The sequence below is a fragment of the Streptomyces sp. NPDC032745 genome (assembly GCF_055579465.1).
On sequence record NZ_JBVING010000014.1, the window covers coordinates 60,696 to 81,904 of the forward strand.

Below are 21,209 nucleotides of genomic sequence, written 5' to 3' on the forward strand. Positions count from 1 at the left end.
TGGGGCCGTCGGATGGTGGCCGAGGGCAACTGGCGACGGCCGTAGACGACCCCCTGTCGTGTCGATGACCTGCAGTCAGTCAGGGGTGCCGCAGGCTGGGGGAGGGGCACTTCAGTTCCTGCGCAACAAGAAGCAGGAGTGGGAGGAGTACCGCTCGGAGGTCACGGCCTTCGAGCTGCGCAAGAACCTCCCGGTGCTGTAAGGGCAGGTCGGAGCCATTTCCGGGCCGGAACACCACTCGGGGCCGGCGGCGCGATGCCGTCGGTCCCGAGGTGCGAGGACACGCGTATGACCGTGCACACCGCGACGCCGCTCGACGGGGCGCTGCCCGTGCCCGAGCGGGTCTGGTACGCCTCCTACGGGTCCAACATGCACATGGACCGCCTGGCCGCGTACATCGCCGGGGGAACCCCCGTCGGCGCGGCGCGTGCCTATCCGGGCTGCCGGGACCGGCGGGCGCCGGAGCGCTCGCTCGCGGTCGAGCTGCAGGGCCGCCTGTACTTCGCCACGGAGTCCGCAGTGTGGGGCGGTGGCCGCGGGCTGTACGACCCGACGGCTCCCGGGCGGATGCGCGGGCGGGCGCACCTGGTGACGGTCGGCCAGGTGTCCGACATCGCCGCGCAGGAGATGGGCGACGAACCCGGGGCGGACCTCGACCTCACGGCGGCCCTGCGGCACGGCCGCGCTGAACTGGGGCCGGGGCGGTACGAGACGCTGATCTGCCCCGGCACGATCGAGGACATCCCCGTCCTGACGTTCACCGCGCCGTGGACGCTGGGCGAGGTCGACGTGCTCCCGCCCTCCGCCGTGTACCTGCGCTACCTCGCCGGCGGCCTCCTGGAGTCCGGCCCCTGGGAGGAGCAGGACATCGCCGAGTACCTGGCCGCCTGCCCGGGCGCCGCCGGTCACTGGACGCCCGAGCAGGTACGGGAGCTGCTGGCTTCCGGGAGCTGCTGACCTCCGGCCTCGACCGGTGACCGGTGACCGGTGACCGGCGGGGTTACGCCGGGGGGACCGCCCGGTGCCAGGTGGTGCGGGAGGGGTGCGCGGGGTCCGGGGCGGCGGGCGGGGTCGTGGTGATGTGGAGTTCGGCGTCCAGGCCCAGGACCGCCGTCGTCGTCGCGCCCGCCGGTTCGAGGATGCCGGCCGGGGCGCCGGCGAAGAGCATCTTCGATTCCGTCCACGCCGGCGGGCCGCCGAGGCCCGTCGTGCTGACCGTGCCCGTGTCCGCACGGCCCGACAGGAGGCGGCCCGCGACGCCGACCGCGCCGTAGCCCGCCCGGCCGCCGGCCTCCGAGACGCTCGAGACCTGCGGCTTGCCGGAGCCCGCCGTGACCAGGGCCGTACGGACGACCCCCGAGTCGGGGCGGCGGAAGTAGAGGCGGATGCCCGCGCCCTCCGGGGCCGCCGAGAGCGGGACCGTGGTGGCCGGCAGGCCCGTCTGGAACGGTCCCTCGAGCGGGGCCCCGGGGGCCGGCTGGGTCCAGGCCAGGACCGACTTGGTGGTGGTCGCGTACACCTGGCGCCGCCCGGCGGCGTCGACCGCCGTCACCGGGTCGCTCTGCAGGTCCTCGCCGCCCAGGTGCTGCCAGGGGCCGAAGGCGCCGCCCGGCTGCTGTTCGCGGGCGCGCAGCGTGCGGCGCGAGTCGCGGACGTAGACGGTCAGCCGGCCGTCCGGGGCCACGGCCGCAGAGGGCGCGCTGATGGCGGAGGTGCCCTCCTCGTCGGCCCCCTCGGGGGTGCCGAGCGACTGCCACGCCCCGAACGGGCCGTCCGGCGCCGACTGGACGGCGTACACGATCTCGCGCCGGTAGTCCGCGGGCGCCGAGCCGAAGCTCGTACGGGTGGCGAGGACCGCTATGCGGCCGTCGGGGAGGCGGGCGGTGCTCGCGCCCGGGTCGATGCCGGTGCCGGGGAGCAGGACCGGGCCGGTCCAGCCGGCCGGGCCGTCCTGCCGGGTCCAGACGGCCATCCGGCCGTCCAGGGCGGCGAAGGCGTAGAGCCGGCCGGGGACGCCCGCCACCAGCCACGAGGTGGTGTCGGCGCGGGCGTAGCGCAGCGACTGGGCCCAGTTGCGGCCGGTGGGGCTGCTCGCGACCTTGCGGTCGCCGCAACCGGAGGGGCTGCCGCAGTAGTTCTGGTGGTCGAGCCAGGCGTACGTCTTGAGGTAGCCGATCTTCGTCTCGGCCGTCTGCGGGTCCAGGGCGTGCGGGAGGGTGCCGTTGTGGTAGCCGAGGTAGTTCTGCACCGAGAACCGCGGGCGGTCGCCGACCTGGGCGGCGTACGCGGCGGTGGCGGCCTGCACGAAGCGGGCGCCGTACATGTGGTCCTGGTGGTCGGTGTACTTGCCGGTGTCGTGGTACCGGCCCGGCGTCGGGTCCTGCATGCGTATCGTCGTCGGCTTGTAGACCCCGAGCAGCCCTGCTATCGCCTGTACCACCTGGTCCCTGGTGTACGTGTACGGCTGCTTGACCGGGCTTCCGGAGGAGAGCTGGGCGCCGAGCGCGGATATCTTGCCGTTCCACAGGCCGCGCAGGCTGTCCGGGTTCTCCGCGGTGGGGTTGCGGGCCTCGCGCAGCTGCAGCCAGACCAGGTTGACCTGCGGCCGGGCGATCAGCACGTCGAGCTCGGCCTGGCCGCCGCCCGCGGTGGGTATGACCGTGCGCTTCCATGCGCTGGTGCGGTCGCCGGTGGCCATCTGGGCGTAGGCGGAGCGGATGCCGTTCTGCCGGGCCTCGGCGTAGTGGGCGCGGTCGGCGGGCTGCTCCGGGTCCTTGGCGCCGGCCCCGTTGGCCTCGTTGCGGCCGTCGGCCTCGCCGGAGGTCAGGTAGACGGTGGTGAGCTGGAGTCCGGCCGTCAGCGACCGGCTGAGGTCCGGGTTCATGAAGAACAGGTCGTCGTCGGGGTGGGCGACGACCTGGACGACCGATCCGGCCGTGGTGCTCGCCGGGAGTGCGGCGGCACGGGACCCGGTGCCCTGTTCCTGGGTGGCCTCGGCCGACGTCTGCTGGCCGGTGGCGACGGCGAGCACGCCGGTGGCACCGACGGTGAGTACGGGAAGGAGGGCCGCGAGGAGGAAACGGCGACGGGCAATCGGCATCGGGTCACGCCTTGGGGTCGTTCCGGGCGGAAGAACCGCGGAGCGGACAGTGCAGTCGTGCAGGCAGTTCGGTCATGCAGGCAGTTCGGTCGTGCAGTCAGTGAGAGGCCAAATCGGGGGACTTGGTTCACCGATGTGCTCGATGACTCCTGCTTTCCGAAAACGACCGGATGCGATTGTGGCGTGCGGCCTTTTGACCGGTGTAAGTGCCCAGGATGTGGACGCACTTGGTCCGCTGGGAAGGAAGGAGCCTCAGCGGCCCGCGTTCCGCGGCCCCACCGGCAGCCACGGCGCCAGGTGCGCGTTCGCGTCGTCCGCCGAGGAGGTCACGTACAGCCGCGCGTCGAGCCCCACCACCGCCAGGCTGACCGTGTTCCTGCCGGTCGTCGTGGAAGACGGCGCCCCGACGAACATCAGCGGCGACCGCTCCCACGGCCGCCCCGACCCGAGGTCCGAGCCCAGCTGACCGCCCGCCGAGCGGCCGGCCAGCACGTGCCCGCTCGCCGCCAGCGAGCCGAAGCCCTGGAGCCCGCCGAGGTCGGTGAGGTGGTTCACCTTCAGCCCGCCGTCGCCCGTCACCAGGGCGGTACGGACGTTGCCCGACCCCGGCTTGCGGAACCACAGCCGCACCCCGCCCTCGCGCCCCTCCGCGGTGAGCGGGAGCGTCGTGTCCGGCAGCCCCGTGGGCGTGGCCGGTCCCAGCGGCGCGCCCGGCTTCGGCTCCGCCCAGCCCAGCACCGACTTGGTGGTGGCCGCGAACACCATGCGCCGCCCGGCGCCGTCCGTGGCGGTGACCGGTGTGCCGTGCAGGTCGGCGCCGCCGAACTGCGCCCACGGGCCCCAGGTGCCGTTCGCGAGCTGCACCCGCCCGCGCAGGGTGGATGCGCCGTCGCGGACGTACGCCGCCAACTGGCCCGTGCCGTCGACCGAGACGGCGGGGGCGCTGATGTCGGAGGTCCAGTTCTCGTCGGCGCCCTCGGGCGTGCCCAGCGACTGCCAGTCCCCGAACTCCTCCGTGCCCGGGCCCTTCTGGACGACGTACCCGACCTCGCGCCGGTAGTCCGCCGGCCGCGCGCCGAAGGAGGTACGGGTGCCGAAGGCGGCGATCCGCCCGTCCGGCAGGGTGACGGTGGAGATGCCCGGGTCCATGCCGGTGCCGGGCAGCAGGCGCGGCCCGCTCCAGGCGCCGATCGGACCGGACCGGTGCCAGACGGCGACCTGGCCGTCGAGCACCTTGAAGGCCCACAGGCCGTGCTCCTTGTCGGAGGTCAGCCAGGAAGTGCCGGTTCCGCGGGCGTAGTTGACGGTGGAGGCCCAGCCGTTGCCGGCGGGGTGGTCGGCCACCTTGAGGTCGCCGCAGCCGGCGTCGCTGCCGCAGTGGTTCTGCCGGTCCAGCCAGGCGTAGGTGTCCAGGACGTCCAGCTTCGCCTTGGCCTCGTCCGGGTCCAGGGCGCTGGGCAGGGAGCCGTTGGAGTAGCCGAGGTAGTTCTGCACCGCGAAGTGCGGGCGGTCCTTGGCGTCGACGTCCTTCGCGTACGCGGCCAGGGCGGCCTGGACGAAGCGGGCCCCGTAGAAGTGGTCCTGGTGGTCGGTGTACCGCTTGTCGGAGAACCGGCCGGGGGTGGGGTCCTGGGCGCGGACGGTGGTCGGCCTGTACTGCTCGAGGACGCCGGCGATCGTCTGGACGACCTGCTGCTTCGAGTACGAGAACCGCTGTTTGACGGGGGTGCCGGAGGAGAGCTGGGCGCCGAGCGCGGATATCTTGCCGTCCCACAGGCCGTGCAGGCTGTCGGGGGCGCTGTCGTAGACGGTGCCGGCCTCGCGCAGCTGCAGCCAGACGAGGTTGACCTCGGGCTTGGCGACGAGGACGTCGACCTCGGCGTGGCCGCCGCCCTTGGTGGGGACGACGGTGCGCTTCCAGGCGCTGCTGCGGTCGCCGGTGGCCATCTTGGCGTAGGCGGCGCGGATGCCGTTCTGGCGGGCCTCGGCGTAGGCGGGCTTGTTGGGCGGGGTGGAGGCCTGCTTGCCTTCGGTGGCGTTGATGCCGTCCGCCTCGCCGGCGGTGAGGTAGACCGTGGTGACGGGGTGGCCGGCGGCTATGGAGTACCGCAGGTCCGGGTTCATGAAGTACAGGTCGTCGTCGGGGTGGGCGACGATCTGCAGCACGCGACCGGGGTCGGGCGCGTCGGCGGTGGCCGTGGGGGCGGCTTTCCTGTCGGCGACGCCGTCGCGCGCCTCGCCGGCGCGCAGTACGAACACGCCGCAGGCGGCGATGGCGGCGCAGAGCCCCACGCCCTTGACGATCCGCCCCCCGCCACGCCGCCCCCGGCCTCCCGAGGGGCCGGCGCTGCCGGCGCGGCGGGAGCCCCGCCCGTCGCCCGAGCCGGCGTCGGCCGGGCGGCCGCCGGCTGCGTCCGCGGGGGCGGCGGTACGGGAACGCCGGGCGGTTCGGCGGTTGCCGGGACTGGACGGCCGGCCGGTGTCGCGACGGCGCGAAGCGCGTCCGGTGGGTTGGCCGGTGGGTTGGCCGGTGCCGGTGCCGGTGCCGGTGCCGGTGGCGGTGGCGGTGGCGGTCTCGGCGCCGGGCGCGGCGTGCGGGACCGGGCCGTCCCAGGTCCGAGCCGGGCCGGCGGAGGGTGTGCCGGGGCCGGGCTGCGCGCACACGCCGTCGCCGGTGGGGCGGCCGGACCAGGCGTCGGCCGGGCCCGCCGGACCGGGGTGCCCGTCGGGGGCCGGCTGCCGGTCGGCGTGCAGCCGGGCGCCGCTGCCCGGTGCGGCGGACGGTACGTCAGATCCGGCTGCGCCGGGCGGGAACCACGACGGGTCCCAGCCCTGTCCCGCGGGCGGGCCCCCATCCGGTCCGCCCCCCGGGCCCCAGCCGGGTCCGCCCGCCGGGTGCCACGACGGTCCGCCCGCCGGACCCCAACCCGGTCCGCCCGCCGGACCCCCATCCGGTCCGCCCGCCGGGTGCCACGACGGTCCGGCCTGTCCCGGGTGCCACGACGGTCCGCCCGCCGGGTGCCACGACGGTCCGGCCTGTCCCGGGTGCTGCGAGGCTCCCGGGGCGTCGGGGAGCCAGGGGCCCGGGGCGGGGTGTCCGTCGGGCATGTGGGTCCTTGGGGGCGGTCGGGCGGGGAGCGGGCCCGGAGGAAGGGCAGGTAAGCGGATTGGGACCTTCCGAATAAGTATTCAGATAATCCGACAATCCGCCCCATGGTACGTGTTCACCCGCGCCGGTGAGTCGAACGCCTGCTCCGGCTAGGCTCCTTCCAGGCACGCTTGGGCAGTGGCGGCGACGTACGCGGGAGGCGGCGGGATGACAGTCCCGGGACGCAGGAGCAGCACCTTCATCCGGCTGCTGCGCAGCGGCTTCACCGACCCCTCGGCCGCGGCGCGGCTGCTCGACTCCGACGCGCTGGCCTCCGTACGCACCGACCCGGTGCTCCTCGACGCCCTCGGGGCCACCGCCGATCCGGATCTCGCCCTCCTCGGGCTCGTCCGGCTCGCCGAGGCGCAGAGCGAGGACGAACGGCCCGTCCTCCTCGACACCCTCGTCAGCGCCAAGCCCCTCCGCGACCGCCTCCTCGGCGTGCTCGGCGCGTCCGAGGCGCTCGCCGACCACCTTGCCCGCCACCCCCGCGACTGGCATGCGCTCGTCACCTACGAAGCCGCCGACCTGCATCCGGGCCTCGCCGAGTTCGAGCAGGGGCTGAGCCAAGCCCACGACCCCATCGCCCTGCGCGTGGCCTACCGCCGCTGCCTGCTCTCCATCGCCGCCCGCGACGTCTGCGGCACCATCGACGTGGCCCAGACCGCCGCCGAGCTCGCCGACCTCGCCACCGCAACCCTCCGCGCCGCCCTGCGGATCGCGTCCGCCGCCGCCCCCGACGACGCCGCCGCCTGCCGGCTCGCCGTCATCGCCATGGGCAAGTGCGGCGGCAACGAGCTGAACTACGTCTCCGACGTCGACGTCATCTTCGTCGGCGACGCGCCGAACGGAGCCGACGAGGCGAAGGCCGTCCAGGCCGCCACCCGCCTCGCCTCCCACCTCATGCGCATCTGCTCCGAGACCACCATCGAAGGCACCATCTGGCCCGTCGACGCCAACCTGCGCCCCGAGGGCCGCAACGGCCCCCTCGTCCGCACCCTCGCCTCCCACCTCGCCTACTACCAGCGCTGGGCCAAGACCTGGGAGTTCCAGGCCCTGCTCAAGGCCCGCGCCGTGGCCGGCGACCCGGACCTCGGCGCCCAGTACATCGACGCCATAACGCCCCTCGTCTGGCAGGCCGCCGAACGCGAGAACTTCGTCGCCGACGTCCAGAAGATGCGCCGCCGCGTCGTCGACAACATCCCCGCCTCCCAGGTCGACCGCGAACTCAAGCTCGGCCCCGGAGGCCTGCGCGACGTCGAGTTCGCCGTGCAGCTGCTCCAGCTCGTCCACGGCCGCAGCGACGCCGGCCTGCACTCCGGCACCACCCTCGACGCCCTGCACGCCCTCGCCGCCGGCGGCTACGTCGGCCGCACCGACGCCGCCCAGCTGAACGACGCGTACCGCTTCCTGCGCGCCATGGAACACCGCATCCAGCTCTACCGGCTGCGCCGCACCCACCTCGTCCCCGAGGACGAGGCCGACCTGCGCCGCCTCGGCCGCTCCCTCGGCCTGCGCACCGAACCTGTCGCCGAGCTCAACAAGGCCTGGCGCCGGCACGCCTCCGTGGTCCGGCGCCTGCACGAGAAGCTCTTCTACCGGCCGCTGCTCGACGCCGTCGCCCAGCTCACCCCCGGCGAGACCCGGCTCTCCCCGCGCGCCGCCGGCCAGCGCCTCGAAGCCCTCGGCTACGCCGACCCGGCCTCGGCCCTGCGCCACCTCGAAGCCCTCGCCTCCGGCGTCACCCGCAAGGCCGCCATCCAGCGCACCCTGCTCCCCGTCATGCTCGGCTGGTTCGCCGACTCCGCCGATCCGGACGCCGGCCTGCTGAACTTCCGCAAGGTCTCCGACGCCCTCGGCAAGACCCCCTGGTACCTGCGGCTGCTGCGCGACGAGGGTGCCGCCGCCGAGAACCTGGCCCGCGTCCTGTCCGCCGGCCGGCTCGCCCCCGACCTGCTGATGCGCGCCCCCGAGGCCGTCGCCCTGCTCGGCGACCCCGAAGGGCTGCAGCCCCGTACGCACGAGGCCCTGGAGCAGGAGGTGCTCGCGGCCGTCGGACGCGCCGACAGCGCCGAGGCCGGCGTCGCCGCGGCCCGCGGGGTCCGCCGCCGCGAGCTGTTCCGCACCGCCGCCGCCGACATCATCCGCTCGTACGGTACGGAGGACAGCCCGGCCGAGGAGGACCCCGGAGCCCTCGTCGACCGGGTCGGCAGCGCCGTCTCCGACCTCACCGCCGCCACCATCGCCGGAGCCCTGCGCGCCGCCGTCAGCAACCACTGGGGCGAGACGCTGCCGACCCGCTTCGCGATCATCGGCGTCGGCCGCTTCGGCGGCCACGAGCTCGGCTACGGATCCGACGCCGACGTCCTGTTCGTCCACGAACCCCGCGAGGGCGTCGACGAGCAGGAAGCCGCGAAGGCCGCCCAGACCGTCATCGCCGAGATGCGCAGGCTGCTCCAACTCCCGACCGCCGACCCGCCGCTGCTCATCGACGCCGACCTGCGCCCCGAGGGCCGCTCCGGCCCGCTCGTGCGCACCCTGTCCTCGTACGCCGCGTACTACCGGCGCTGGTCCCTGACCTGGGAGAGCCAGGCCCTGCTGCGCGCCGAACCGGTCGCGGGCGACACCGAGCTCGGCGCCCGCTTCCTCGAACTGATCGACCCGCTGCGCTACCCGGCGGAGGGCCTCGGCGAGGACGCCGTACGGGAGATCCGCCGGCTCAAGGCCCGCATGGAGTCGGAGCGGCTGCCGCGCGGCGCCGACCCGACCCTGCACACGAAGCTCGGCCGCGGCGGCCTCAGCGACGTCGAGTGGACCGTCCAGCTGATCCAGATGCGGCACGCCTGGTCGGAGCCCGGCCTGCGCACCACCCGGACCCGCGAGGCCCTGGCCGCCGCCCACGCGGCCGGGCTGATCCCGACCGAGGAGGCGCAGATCCTGGACGAGGCCTGGGTACTGGCCACCCGGGTCCGCAACGCGGTGATGCTGGTCCGCGGCCGCGCCGGGGACACCTTCCCCTCGGAGGCCCGGGAACTGGCCGCCGTCGGCCGCTACCTCGGCTACGCGGAGGGCACGGTCGGCGAACTCCTCGACGACTACCGCCGCATCACGCGCCGCGCCCGAGCGGTCGTGGACGACCTCTTCTACGGAGCCTGAGAACCGGGAAAATTCGTTTGGCGGGCCACCGCGGCCGCTGTTACCTTTCCGGAGGCCGTGCGAGAGAACGAGGAGGTGGTACCCGTGAACGCAGTATCGACATGGGTGCTCCCCTCCGGGGTCACGGTCGGGCGATAGGCAGGTCGTCCGGGAGCGCCGTTCCAGTGCACTCCCGAAAGGCACGACCATGCATTTCACTTCAGAGCAGCGCCTCGACGGCGGCGTCCTCGAACGCGAATTCGCCCTCGGCGAGATCCCCGGCATCCTGTGGACACCCGCATCGGCATCCGCATCCGCACCGGCGCCACTGATCCTGCTCGGCCACCCTCCCCTCGGGCTGCGAAGGATGCACCCCCGACTGGTGGCCCGGGCCCGGCACTCCGCGGCGGAGGGCTTCGCCACGGCCACCATCGAGCTCCCCGGAAGCGGCGACCGGCCCCGCTGGCCCGCCGTCGACCAGGCCCGCGCCGACCTGCGCCGGGCGATGGAGGCCGGCGAGCCGGTCGGCGACGAGATCGTCGACGCCCTCGTCCTCCCGCTGGTCGACAAGGCGGTCCCGGAATGGCAGGCCGCCCTGGACGCCCTCCTTTCGCTGCCCGAGATCGGCGGACCGGTCGGGTACTCGGGGGGAGTGATCTCCATCGGTATCCGGCTGGCGGCGGTCGAGCCCCGCATCTCGGCGGCCGTTCTGTTCGCCGGGAGTTTCGTGCCTCGCGCCATGTTCGAGGAGGCCCGGCAGGTCACCATTCCGCTGCACGTCCTGCTGCAGTGGGACGACGAAGGGAACGAGCGGCAGGCGGCCCTGGACCTGTTCGACGCCTTCGGCTCCGAGGAGAAGTCCCTGCACGCCCATCTCGGCGGGCACAGCGGCGTTCCGCAGTTCGCGGGGGAAGCGGCGGCCCAGTTCTTCACCCGACACCTGAGGTGAGGCCGGCCGCTGCCTAAGCGGCTGCCGCCGCCGATCCCGTCGGCGGGCGGCAGCCGCGGCAGCGGCCCGGGACGGGGGAGCGGAACGCGCGCTCGCAGCCGTCGCACGTGCGCAGCGGATGCACTTCGCGGTCCGGGGGTACGGAGCCTGCCGCCCCGGGCTCCGGCAGCCGGGGCGGCACCAGCTCGCGCAGGCGGTGGGCGAGCAGCGCAGCGGGGGAATGGATCGGCACCATCGGCAGCGAGCGGGTCAGGGCGGCGGCGACGGCGCTCGGGGCCAGCCCCCGCTCCAGCCACACCGCCGCGGCGGGCGCCAGCCGTACGGTGTCCCGCTCGGACAGCACCAGCCGCGGATCGCGCAGCCGCAACAGGGCCAGCAGTTCCCGGGCTTGGAGCTCGGCTCCGGAGGCGGCCGGGGCGGTTTCGGGGGCCGGTTCCGGGGTGTCGGCCGACTCCGGCTCGGGTGCGGCGGTTGCCGGGACGTACGGCTCGCGGATTTCCTGCGTCGACCTCGCGGGCGGGTTGTTGAACGAGACCGTGCAGGTCACGATCTGACCGGTGGGGAGCCTTTCGCGGTAGCGGGCCAGGTAACCGTGTTCCTCCAGCTCGCGCAGGGTGGCGGCGATGCGGACCTCGCCCTCCGGGAAACGATCGGCGAGGGCCTTGATGGTGACCTTCGCGCCCGTCGGGAGGGACTGGATGTGCGTGGCCAGACCGATTGCCGACATGCTCAACTCGCGGTGCTGGGCGAGGTGGTTGCCGATCTTGACGTAGCCGCGGCGGTGGTCGTGGTTGATGTGCCGGATGCCCGACGAGGCGCGCGTGGGCGCGCTAAACTGCTGATCAGCCATGGGAAGGGGCTCTAGCCTTCTCTTGGTCAGGCCCTCGGCGGGATTGGCGTCCCGTGCGAGGGCCGAATTGCGTTTATGGGGTTGTCGGGGGCCAGCGTGCCCGACGGATTGGCATATGCGCCAGCCGGGTTGGGGTGATTCACCCGTCCGAGTGAGAGGGGAGGGGGAGGTGAGGAGAGGTCATTTCCCCCGGTTGTTTGTCTTTAGGCGTCGAGCGTCACCGGTTATCGCTCCACCGGGTCGTAGAGACCTCGATCCGGTGAAATCGGACTTTCCTGCTCTCGCACCTCGGTGCGGTCATCCGTGCGTAGCCTGAAGGGAGTTGCAGGGCAACGGAGGTGGCAGTGAGCGCAGAGGGCACCGATGAGTCGAGCTGGGCACTCGATCCGGAGGACGAATCCGGGGCGGTCGTCGCGGCGGTGGGACGCCAGTTGAAAATGTGGCGGGAAGCGGCCGGACTCGACCGATCCGCTTTCGCTGAACAGATGGGCTACGGGGCGGACCTGACCCGCAAGATCGAGAGTGGTACCCGCATTCCGCGTCCGGAGTTCCTGGACAAGGCGGACGAGGTTCTTGGCGCGGGCGGGAAGATCGCCGCGATGAAGATGGACGTCGAAAAGGCCCGATACCCCAAGAAGGTTCGGGATCTGGCCAAGTTGGAATCCCAAGCGGTTGAGCTCGGCGCCTACGGGAACCACAACCTCCACGGACTGCTGCAGACCGAGGAGTACGCGCGGGCACTGTACGAGATCCGACGGCCGGCCTTCCCGGCGGACGAAGTGGAGCGCCACGTCTCGGCGCGCATGGCTCGCCAACGCATGTTTGATCGGCAACCTGCCCCTGCGCTGACCTTCGTGCTGGAGCAGGTGATCCTGGAGCGGCGGCTCGGTGGACAGGGTGTGCTGCGTAGGCAGCTGGAGCATCTGTTGGACATCAGCGCCTTGCGCAACGTCGAGGTCCAGGTGATGCCGACAGTCTGCGAGGACCACGCCGGGATGGGAGGCCAGATCCAGGTGCTGAAGCTGATGGACGGATCGACGGTGGGCTATGTCGAAGCGCAGTTGCTCAGCCGGCTGGTCACTGACCCCAAGGAGATCCAAATCCTCGAACTGCGGTATGGGATTATCCGTTCGCAGGCTCTCAGTCCACGGGAGTCACGAGCGTTCATCGAGAAAGTGCTGGGAGAGACATGAGCATCAAGCCCTCGGGCAGCGGCCTTTCCGCACTGATGTGGGTCAAGAGCAGCTACAGCGCCAGCGACAGCAACGACTGCGTCGAGGTCGCCTGGACCAAGAGCAGCTACAGCGCGAGCAGCAGCAACGACTGTGTCGAGGTCGCCCGGACCGCCGGGACCATCCTCGTCCGGGACTCCAAGCGGCCCGACGGCGGGCGGCTGGCCGTCGCTCCGGGGGCCTGGGACGGGTTCGTCACCTACGCCACCGCGTGAGACGCCCGGGTTCGGCCGTCAAGGCCGTCATCCGCTACCGGCGGCCGGATCCGGAGTGCTGGGAAGCAGTCGTCAGGGCCGCCTGCAATCCCCTGGGCAGCAGCTGGGACGCGGCCAAGGCGGTGGCCCAGGCCGGCTCCGCCGTCTCCGGGCACGCCGACCGGCTGGCCAAGGCCCTCGCCACGCGGCTCGGGAACGTCGAGGAGCTCGCGCTCGCCCTCGCCGGGATGGGGGACCTCCGGGCGCTGTCCGCCCTCAGGCGCATCGCGGAGGACGACCGGCTCCCGCACAACCGGCCCTGGGCCCCGCCCATCGCCGCGCTGCCCGCCCAGGAGCTGCTCCCCGCGATCCTGCCCGGCCTGCGGAGAGAGTCGCTCCAGTACCGGGCGGGCTTCGTGCTCGAACTCCTCGCCTGCTGGGGTCCGGCCGCCGCGCCCGCCGTGCCCGAGGCGGTCCGGTGCCTGGAGTCGCCGTACGCCTACGACGCCCTGCGCGTCCTCGGCCGGATCGGACCCCCGGCCGCCATGGCCGCGGACCGGCTGGCCGCGTACGCCACCGGCCACGCCCCACAGACGAGCCGCCTCCACCAGCGGCGGGCCGCCTGGGCGCACTGGCGGGTCACCGGCGACCCCACGCTCGCCCTCGACGTGTGCGGCGCGGCCGTGGGATCCGGGACCGCCGGCCACGGTCTGCCCTTCCTCGCCGATCTCGGCCCGCTGGCCGCCGCGCACGCGGACACCGTGCGCGGCCTGATGGAATCCCCCGGCGCGTGGACCCGGGTCGCCGCGGCGCACGCGTACTGGCGGATCACCGGGGATCCGGAAACCGCCGTGCCGGTGCTGCTGGCGGAGGTGGACCCGGACTGGACCGGGCACCCGGCCATGCCGACCCCGGAAGCCGTCCGCCGTCTCGGCGCGATCGGCGCCCCGGCCGCCGCGTCGGCGCCCCTGCTGCGCCGGATCCTGGCAGCGAAGGAACGTCTCAGCCACCCCTACGACGGCGTGCGGATCCTCGCCGACGAGGCCTATGTCCGCACCCTCACCGAGGCCCTGGCGCGGATGGGTGCGGGCGTGGCCGGCCCCGTACCGGCGCCCGTGCCCGCTGCCCGGCGGGGACTCCTGCAGAGGTGGCGAGGGCCGGGCGCCGCAGCGCGTCCCCGCTCCTGAAAAGCGCCCGCCGCCGTCCGGAGCGACCATTGCCTCATGGACGCCGTTGCGTCGGCGTTCGCAAACGACGCGATCTCCGAGTCCGAGCCGAGGAGTGGTCCGTGACCGAGCAGGTGCTGTCGAGCTGGAACGAGGGCCCGGCCAGGCAGGCGGTCCTGGACTACGTCCACAGGGCGACGACACCGGGTGCTGCGTTCGTCGAGCCGGCCGACCGGATCGCCACGTTCGACAACGACGGCACGCTGTGGGTCGAGCAGCCGCTGCCCCCGCAGTTCGACTTCGTCTTCCGCACCTGGGAGGAGGAGGTGAGGGCCGATCCTCCGCTCGCGGAGCGGCAGCCGTACAAGGCGCTGGCGGAACGGGACCAGGGCTTCTTCGAGGGCCTGGCGACGCAGGAGCCCGGGACGGTGGCGACCCTGCTGGAGGCGTTCGCCCGCTCGTGGGCGGGCACGACGCCCGAGGAGTTCGACGCGCGGGTGCGGGAGTGGACCCGGACGGTGCGGGACCCGCGGTTCGGCGTCCCCTACGTGGAGCTGGTCTACCGGCCGATGCTGGAGCTGTTCGACCTCCTGCGGGGCCACGGGTTCAGGGTGTTCGTGTGCTCGGGCGGCGGCCGCGACTTCATGCGCGTCTTCGCCGAGGAGACCTGGGGGATCCCGAAGGAGAACGTGATCGGCTCAGCGGCCGCCTACACCTACACCGGCGGCAGGATCGTCCGCTCCCGCGAGCTCCTGGGCGGCCTGGATCTGGGGCCGGGCAAGCCCGAGCACATCTTCGCCCACACCGGCAGGCTGCCCGCCTTCGCGGGCGGTAACGCCGACGTCGACATCGAGATGCTCGCCAGCGCCGCGTTCGCCCTGCTCGTCCGCCACGACGACGACCAGCGCGAGTACGCCTACACCAAGGGCGCCGAGGCCTCGCTCGCCGCGGCCGAACAGCTCGGCTGGACCGTCGTGAGCATGAAGAACGACTGGACGACCCTGTTCTGACCAGGAGGACGCGTTGAACGACCTGACCGCCGTCGACGTGCTCGTCGACCCGGACGAGACGACCCTGCGCCGCGCCCACGCCTGGAACGCCCGCATGCGCGAGAGCGTCCCGGACGGGTTCGCGCTGGACGCCTCCCACCGACCGCACGTCACCACCCTCCAGCGCTACGTCCGCACCACCGACCTGGACCACGCGTACGACGCCGTCCACCGGACCCTGGCCGCGACCGACACGAGCACCCTCTCCTACCGGGCCGTCGCCATCGGACACGCCGACTGGGGCGTGCCCGGCCAAGGCCTCGCGGTCATCCTGCTGCGACCCGGTCCGCAGGTTCTCGCCTTCCAGGCCGCGCTGCTGGCCGCGATCACCCCGTTCACCGGGTCCGGCGGCACGCCCGCCGCCTTCGTCACCGACCCCGGCGAGTCCATCAGCCAGAGCACCCTCGACTGGGTCGACGGCTACGTCCCCGCCCAGATCGGGCCCGGCCGGTACACCGCCCACATCACCGTCGGCTTCGCCACCCTCGACGACCTCGAGGCCATCGAGGCCGAGCCGTTCGACGCCTTCACCGTCCGCCCGGCCGCCGTCGCCGTCTACCAGCTCGGAAACAGCGGAGCCGCCCGCAAGCTCCTGCGGACCTGGCCCACCCCGAACTGACCGGGCTTCACCGCGACCCGAAGGAGAAGCCCCGTGCCCGGTGCCGACACCGTCCTCACCGGAGCCCGCGTCCGCACCCTCGACCCCGGCCGCCCCGAGGCCCGCGCGGTAGCGGTCCGCGGCGGCGAGATCCTCGCCGTCGGCGAGGAGGCCGACGTACGCGACTGGCACGCGGACTGCCACGGCCGCGGCACGGACGCCTTCTGGCCCGACCCCGAGGCCTACTCGGCGGCCGTCCGGACCCTCGACGCGGCCGGGGTGCGTACGGCGACCCACGCCATCGGCGACGCGGCGGTCCGGCACGTCCTGGACACGGTGGCCTCGATGGGCGGGCAGGCCCGGATGCGGCACCGGATCGAGCACATCGAGACCGTCCCGGACGACCAGCTGAAGCGGTTCGCCGAGCTCGGGGTGATCGCCTCGATGCAGCCGCCGCACACCGCGTACACCCGGGCCGACCACAGCGACGAGTGGTCGAAACGGCTGGGTACGGCCCGCGCGGCCCGGGCCTGGCGCTGTCGGGACCTGCGGGACGCGGGGGCCGTGCTCGCCCTGGGCTCCGACTGGCCCATCGCCCACCACGACGCCCGCCGGGTCCTGGCCATCGCCCGCAGCCCGCTGGGCGCGGCCGCCGCCGGACCCGCGCTGACGGGATCGATGGCCCTGGAGGGCATGACCTCGCACGCCGCGCTCGCGGCCGGGGAGCAGCAGGTGGCGGGCCGGATCGCGGCCGGCTTCCGGGCGGACCTGACGGCGTTCGCGCTCGACCCCGTGGACACCGCCCCGGACGAGCTGGCCGAGGCCCCGGTCCGGCTCACGATGTCGGGCGGCCGGATCACGTACGGCGGGGAGCCGTAGCGGGCGCTTTCCGGCGGGCGACGGTCAGGCGTGCAGGACGCTCTGCGGGAGATAGGCGGAGGTGACGCCGAGCCGCCAGCCGTGGACCTGGACGGCGAGCGCGGCCACGGCGATCGTGCCGGCCGGGAACAGGGTGCGAGCGGGCGCGTCGGGGCCGGCGCCCTCGCGGTGGCCTGCGAGGTTCCCGGCCAGGGTGCGTTCGAAGGCAGGCTGGTCGTCGTCGAGGAGGACGCGCAGCAGCCGCTGGTCCGGCGTGAGCACGCCGAGACCGTCCAGTCGGCGGGCCGCCTCCGCGCGCGCGACGGCGTCCGGCTTGCAGAGGGTCGCGTCCGGCCAGTCCCGCGGCAGGTGCCCGGCCGCCCGCGTGAGGTAGAGGCACAGCGCGTCCATCTCGGCGAGCTCGGCCGGATCGGAGTGCGAGTCGAGCGGCGAGTAGGGCACGCCGTCGCGGAGGGCGGGTGCGAAGTCCTCCCGCAGCAGCAGCCCGATCACCCGGTCCCGCTCCCGGATCACCCCGCTGGCCACGCACAGCGCGAAGGCGTCCAGCCAGGTCCGGGCGGTGGGCGCCTGGTCGACGGCGTCGCCGAACGAGATGTCCATGCTGCTGAGCTCCTCGTCGAGCAGGGGCAAAGGCACCTCGAAGTCGCCGTTGGGGGAGCAGCCGAGGGTGAGCTCCCCGAGTGCGCATTCGGCGGCCGTCAGCAGCACACGGCGTACGACGGCTCCGGTCAGCCCGGGATCCTCCAGCGTTTGCGCGCCGACGTGGTCGAGGAGGTCGTCGCGGGTCTCGTGGAGCCCCTTCAAGGACAGCCCGCCGCCGAACCGCAGCCCGTGCCAGCGGTCGTAGGTCCGTCCGGTGACGTCCTCGAGGGCCTTGGATATCCGGTGCCCGCCGACCTCGTGCCGCTTCACGTCCTGCACGCCGCCTCCTTGATCGTTTCTGCTGGACACGCGCACGCCAACAACAGCCACTGACATCACGCGCCGCGTGCCCGCCGAGGCGCTTTTCCCTTTGCGCAGTCGTGGCGCGGCCCGCCGGTGGGGTTCAGGCCCTGCGGAAGCGGTTCAGCATGGCCGACGCCGGGTGCGGTCCCGCGTGCTCGGGCTCGCGCGGCAGCCGGTGCGGCAGCGAGCCGTACCAGCTGCGCGAGACCGTGTAGCCGAACGCCAGGCAGAGCATGCCGCCCACGGCGTCCAGCCAGAAGTGGTTGGCGGTGGCCACGATCACCACGAGGGTGGCCGTCGGGTAGAGCAGGCCCAGGATCCGGGCCCAGGGGGCGGAGGCGACCGCGAAGATCGTCAGCCCGCACCAGAGCGACCACCCTATGTGCATGGAGGGCATGGCCGCGTACTGGTTCGACATGTGCTTGAGGTTGCCGGAGGCCATGGAGCCCCAGGTGTGGTGGACCAGCACGGTGTCGACGAAGTTCTGCCCGTTCATCAGCCGGGGCGGCGCGAGCGGGAAGAAGTAGTAGCCGACCAGGGCCACGCCCGTGGTGGCGAAGAGGACCAGGCGCGTGGCCGCGTAGCGCCCCGGATGGAAGCGGTAGATCCAGACCAGGACGCCGATGGTCACGATGAAGTGGAGCGTGGCGTAGTAGTAGTTCATGCCGACGATCAGCCACGTCACCGAGTTCACGGCGTGGTTGACCGATTGCTCCACCGCGATCCCGAGGGTGCGCTCGAGGTCCCACAGCCAGTCGGCGTTCGCGAGGGCGTCCGCCTTCTGCTCGGGAACCGCGTTGCGGATGAGCGAGTACGTCCAGTAACTGACCCCGATGAGCAGGATCTCGAACCAGATCCGCGGCCGGCGCGGGGCTCGCAACCGGGACAAATGGGTGCGCTGATCGCCCGGACGAGTCTGGTCCTCGGTCACGTCGGGTGACGAGGCTTCCGTCCGGGTTTCCAGTGTCTTCACGCTCGATTCACCCATGGGGAAAGAGTCTGCCAGATGCGTTCTCGCCTTCGATCATCCCTCGGGAGGGTCTCCGGCGCAGCTGCTCACCCCTGGGGACGAGACGGTCCCCTATGTTGCTGCGGACCGGAGGCGGTGGATCCGCGGACCACCAGTTCGGGCAGGAAGACGAACTCGCTGTGCGGGGCCGGCGTACCGCCGATCTCCTCCAGGAGCGTGCGGACCGCCGCCTGCCCCATGGCCAGCACGGGCTGGCGGATGGTGGTGAGCGGCGGATCGGTGAACGCTATGAGCGGGGAGTCGTCGAAGCCGACGACCGAGACGTCCTGCGGCACCCGCAGCCCCTGCTGCCGGGCCGCCCGGATCGCTCCGAGCGCCATCATGTCGCTCGCGCACACGATGGCCGTGCAGCCGCGCGCGATGAGCGCGGCCGCGGCGGCCTGCCCGCCCTCCAGGGTGTAGAGGGAGTGCTGGATGAGCTCCTCGATCTCGGCCTCGTCGAGGCCGAGCCGCTCCTTCATCCCGAGCCGGAAGCCCTCGATCTTGCGCAGGACGGGCACGAACCGCTTGGGTCCGACCGCGAGCCCGATCCGGGTGTGCCCGAGCGCGGTCAGGTGGGTCACGGCGAGCTGCATCGCGGCGCGGTCGTCGGGGGAGACGAAGGGGGCCTGCACCTTGTCGGAGAACCCGTTGATGAGGACGTACGGAACGCCCTGCCCGCGGAGTTGGTCGTAGCGGCCCATGTCGGCCGTGGTGTCGGCGTGCAGACCGGAGACGAAGATGATGCCGGAGACCCCCCGGTCGACCAGCATCTCGGTGAGCTCGTCCTCGGTGGACCCGCCGGGCGTCTGCGTGGCCAGCACCGGCGTGTACCCCTGCCGGGTCAGCGCCTGGCCGATGACCTGGGCGAGCGCCGGGAAGATGGGGTTGTCCAGCTCGGGGGTTATCAGGCCGACGAGCCCCGCGCTGCGCTGGCGCAGTTTGACGGGACGCTCGTAGCCGAGCACGTCGAGCGCGGCCAGCACGGACTCGCGGGTGCCTGCGGCCACACCGGGCTTGCCGTTGAGCACGCGGCTGACTGTGGCTTCGCTGACCCCCGCCTGGGCTGCGATGTCGGCTAGCCGTGCGGTCACGGGATTGGACTGTACCGGTCCCCGGCTCACAAAGCCCACCACGTGCACGCATCGGGCGGCAGAAGCACGGTCCGGCCGTCCGTCTCCACCGGCGCGCTGGAGAGTACAGGGCGCCCCGGCGAGGGCAGTTCGAGCGGCCCGGACCGGCTGTTGAGGGTGCACGCGAAACCGGGCCGGGTGAAGAGGAGGACGTCCGCGGGGGCGGGCAGCCAGGTCAGCGGGCCCGCGTCGGGGGAGCCGAGGCCGGGCAATGCGCGGCGCAGCTCCAGGGCGGCGCGGTACAGCTCGAGGGTGGAGTGGGGGTCGCCGGTCTGGGCGGCGACGCTCAGCGGGGCCCAGTCCGCGGGCTGCGGGAGCCAGCTGCCGGCCGGGCCGAACCCGTACGGGGGCTCCTCGCCGGACCAGGGCAGCGGGATCCGGCAGCCGTCGCGCAGTCCGTCCTGCCCGGCGGTGCGGAGGAAGGCGGGGTCCTGGCGTACGGCGTCGGGGAGGTCCGCGACCTCGGGCAGGCCGAGCTCCTCGCCCTGGTAGAGGTACGCCGACCCGGGCAGGGCGAGCATCAGCAGGGCGGCGGCCCGGGCCCGGGCCAGGCCCTGCGCGCCGCCGCCGTAGCGGGTGACATGGCGTACGACGTCGTGGTTGGACAGCACCCAGGTGGTGGGGGCGCCGACGGAGGCGGTGGCGGCCAGGGACTCGTCGATGACGGTCCGCATCGCCCGGGTGTCCCACGGGCAGTTCAGGAAGCGGAAGTTGAAGGCCTGGTGCAGCTCGTCGGGCCGGACGTACAGGGCGAGCCGCTCCGAGGTCGGCGCCCAGGCCTCGGCGACGCCGATGCGCGGGCCCGGGTAGGAGTCGAGCAGCCGCCGCCAGGAGCGGTGGATCTCGTGGACGCCGTCCTGGTCGAAGAAGGGGAGCGGCTCGGTGCCGATCAGGGTGGCCTGGGCGCCGCGGCCGATGTCGGGCAGGCCGGAGGCCTTGACCATGCCGTGGGCGACGTCGATGCGGAAGCCGTCGACGCCGAGGTCGAGCCAGAAGCGCAGGACGGAGGCGAACTCCTCCGCGACCTCGGGGTGCTCCCAGTTCAGGTCGGGCTGCTCGGGCGCGAAGAGGTGCAGGTACCACGCGCCGTCCGGGGTCCGGGTCCAGGCGGGCCCGCCGAAGACGGACTCCCAGTCGTTGGGCGGCCGCTCCCCGCCGGGGCCGCGCCCGGGGCGGAAGTGGTACCGGGCCCGGGCCGGGCTCCCCGGCTCCGCGGCGAGGGCCTCCCGGAACCAGATGTGCCGGTCGGAGGTGTGGTTGGGCACCACGTCCACGATGACCCGCAGCCCCAGCGCGTGGGCGGCCCGGACGAGCTCGTCGGCGTCGGAGAGGTCCCCGAAGAGCGGATCGACGGTCCGGTAGTCGGCGACGTCGTAGCCGCCGTCGGCCTGCGGGGAGACGTAGAAGGGGGTGAGCCACACGGCGTCGACCCCGAGCCGGGCCAGATGGGGCAGGCGCGAGCGCACCCCGCGGAGGTCGCCGATGCCGTCGCCGTCGCTGTCCGCGAAGGACCGTACGTACACCTGGTAGATGACGGCATCGCGCCACCAGCCGACGCTTGCGGTCGTCTTGCTGGAAGCGCTTGCAAGCCGGGATGCGGTCAGCTCATGGGTCATACCGGTGTCAACGCGGGTACATGCCCCCTGGTTGCGGGCCTGATGACCCGAAGGAAGTTCGAACAACCAGCAAGCAGCGGCAACCGTCAGGACACACGGATGTAACGATCGGCCCGACTTGCAGAAAATTGCCGCAAGCTCTTTCGGTCGGCTTTCAGGCTTGTTACGTTCCCTGCAACTCGGGACCGCGAGGGAGCGGCCGGGAT

At 73.1% G+C, this 21,209-nt stretch carries 15 protein-coding genes and 2 pseudogenes; 10 read left to right on the forward strand and 7 right to left on the reverse strand.

The annotated features are described in order from the left end of the window. Positions 1-115: 115 nt before the first annotated feature. Together ACZ5WG_RS30125 and ACZ5WG_RS30130 are read left to right on the forward strand one after the other, a co-directional pair. Positions 116-202, forward strand: a pseudogene (locus ACZ5WG_RS30125) (glutamine synthetase); the annotation flags it as partial. A gap of 86 nt (positions 203-288) precedes the next feature. After that, the gene (locus tag ACZ5WG_RS30130) at positions 289-957 is read left to right on the forward strand and encodes a histone deacetylase (protein WP_468727301.1); all 669 of its coding nucleotides are present in this window, start codon (positions 289-291) and stop codon (positions 955-957) included. Between the two features lie 43 nt (positions 958-1,000). On the opposite strand, the gene ACZ5WG_RS30135 is transcribed toward ACZ5WG_RS30130, so the two are convergent. Then, entirely contained in the window at positions 1,001-3,100 is a 2,100-nt protein-coding gene (locus ACZ5WG_RS30135; RefSeq protein ID WP_468727303.1) for a PIG-L family deacetylase, read from the reverse strand. A gap of 252 nt (positions 3,101-3,352) precedes the next feature. After that, entirely contained in the window at positions 3,353-5,764 is a 2,412-nt protein-coding gene (locus ACZ5WG_RS30140; protein WP_468727305.1) for a PIG-L family deacetylase, read from the reverse strand. A gap of 652 nt (positions 5,765-6,416) precedes the next feature. Here ACZ5WG_RS30140 and ACZ5WG_RS30145 point away from each other — a divergent pair. Together ACZ5WG_RS30145 and ACZ5WG_RS30150 are read left to right on the forward strand one after the other, a co-directional pair. Beyond that, complete coding sequence (locus ACZ5WG_RS30145; RefSeq protein WP_468727307.1) at positions 6,417-9,404, forward strand: bifunctional [glutamine synthetase] adenylyltransferase/[glutamine synthetase]-adenylyl-L-tyrosine phosphorylase; 2,988 nt, start codon at positions 6,417-6,419, stop codon at positions 9,402-9,404. Positions 9,405-9,591: 187 nt separating this feature from the next. Further along, on the forward strand, positions 9,592-10,332 hold the full coding sequence (locus tag ACZ5WG_RS30150; protein ID WP_468727309.1) for a dienelactone hydrolase family protein: 741 nt from the start codon (positions 9,592-9,594) through the stop codon (positions 10,330-10,332). A gap of 13 nt (positions 10,333-10,345) precedes the next feature. Here ACZ5WG_RS30150 and ACZ5WG_RS30155 read toward each other — a convergent pair whose 3' ends face one another. Then, positions 10,346-11,182 carry a helix-turn-helix domain-containing protein gene (locus ACZ5WG_RS30155; RefSeq protein ID WP_468727311.1) on the reverse strand — a complete coding sequence of 279 codons (837 nt, stop codon included), beginning with the start codon at positions 11,180-11,182 and terminating at the stop codon, positions 10,346-10,348. Between the two features lie 344 nt (positions 11,183-11,526). Between ACZ5WG_RS30155 and ACZ5WG_RS30160 the strand changes: the two genes are divergently transcribed. The 6 genes and pseudogenes from ACZ5WG_RS30160 to ACZ5WG_RS30185 all read left to right on the forward strand — a co-directional run. Continuing rightward, a complete protein-coding gene (locus ACZ5WG_RS30160) occupies positions 11,527-12,375 on the forward strand; it encodes a helix-turn-helix domain-containing protein (protein ID WP_468727313.1) in 849 nt (282 codons plus the stop codon). Beyond that, complete coding sequence (locus tag ACZ5WG_RS30165; RefSeq protein WP_468727315.1) at positions 12,372-12,629, forward strand: DUF397 domain-containing protein; 258 nt, start codon at positions 12,372-12,374, stop codon at positions 12,627-12,629. Before ACZ5WG_RS30160 ends, ACZ5WG_RS30165 begins: the two co-directional genes overlap by 4 nt. Further along, positions 12,626-13,795 (forward strand): hypothetical protein, encoded by a 1,170-nt coding sequence (locus ACZ5WG_RS30170; protein ID WP_468727318.1) that lies wholly within the window; start codon positions 12,626-12,628, stop codon positions 13,793-13,795. The genes ACZ5WG_RS30165 and ACZ5WG_RS30170 overlap by 4 nt, the downstream gene beginning before the upstream one ends. A 101-nt stretch (positions 13,796-13,896) precedes the next feature. Then, positions 13,897-14,784 (forward strand): HAD family hydrolase, encoded by an 888-nt coding sequence (locus tag ACZ5WG_RS30175; protein WP_468727320.1) that lies wholly within the window; start codon positions 13,897-13,899, stop codon positions 14,782-14,784. A 13-nt stretch (positions 14,785-14,797) separates the two neighbouring features. Beyond that, complete coding sequence (locus tag ACZ5WG_RS30180) at positions 14,798-15,442, forward strand: hypothetical protein (protein WP_468727322.1); 645 nt, start codon at positions 14,798-14,800, stop codon at positions 15,440-15,442. Positions 15,443-15,610: 168 nt separating this feature from the next. Beyond that, positions 15,611-16,300: pseudogene (locus ACZ5WG_RS30185) on the forward strand (amidohydrolase family protein); the annotation flags it as partial. Positions 16,301-16,324: 24 nt separating this feature from the next. On the opposite strand, the gene ACZ5WG_RS30190 reads toward ACZ5WG_RS30185, so the two are convergent. From ACZ5WG_RS30190 to ACZ5WG_RS30205, 4 genes are all read right to left on the reverse strand, one after another. Further along, positions 16,325-17,221: an immunity 49 family protein gene (locus ACZ5WG_RS30190; RefSeq protein WP_468727324.1), complete on the reverse strand. Its 897-nt coding sequence runs from the start codon at positions 17,219-17,221 to the stop codon at positions 16,325-16,327. Positions 17,222-17,345: 124 nt separating this feature from the next. After that, entirely contained in the window at positions 17,346-18,233 is an 888-nt protein-coding gene (locus ACZ5WG_RS30195) for a phosphatase PAP2 family protein (protein WP_468727326.1), read from the reverse strand. A gap of 68 nt (positions 18,234-18,301) precedes the next feature. Further along, entirely contained in the window at positions 18,302-19,348 is a 1,047-nt protein-coding gene (locus ACZ5WG_RS30200; RefSeq protein ID WP_468727329.1) for a LacI family DNA-binding transcriptional regulator, read from the reverse strand. Between the two features lie 26 nt (positions 19,349-19,374). Next, on the reverse strand, positions 19,375-21,003 hold the full coding sequence (locus ACZ5WG_RS30205; RefSeq protein WP_468727331.1) for a glycoside hydrolase family 13 protein: 1,629 nt from the start codon (positions 21,001-21,003) through the stop codon (positions 19,375-19,377). Positions 21,004-21,209 lie beyond the last annotated feature (206 nt).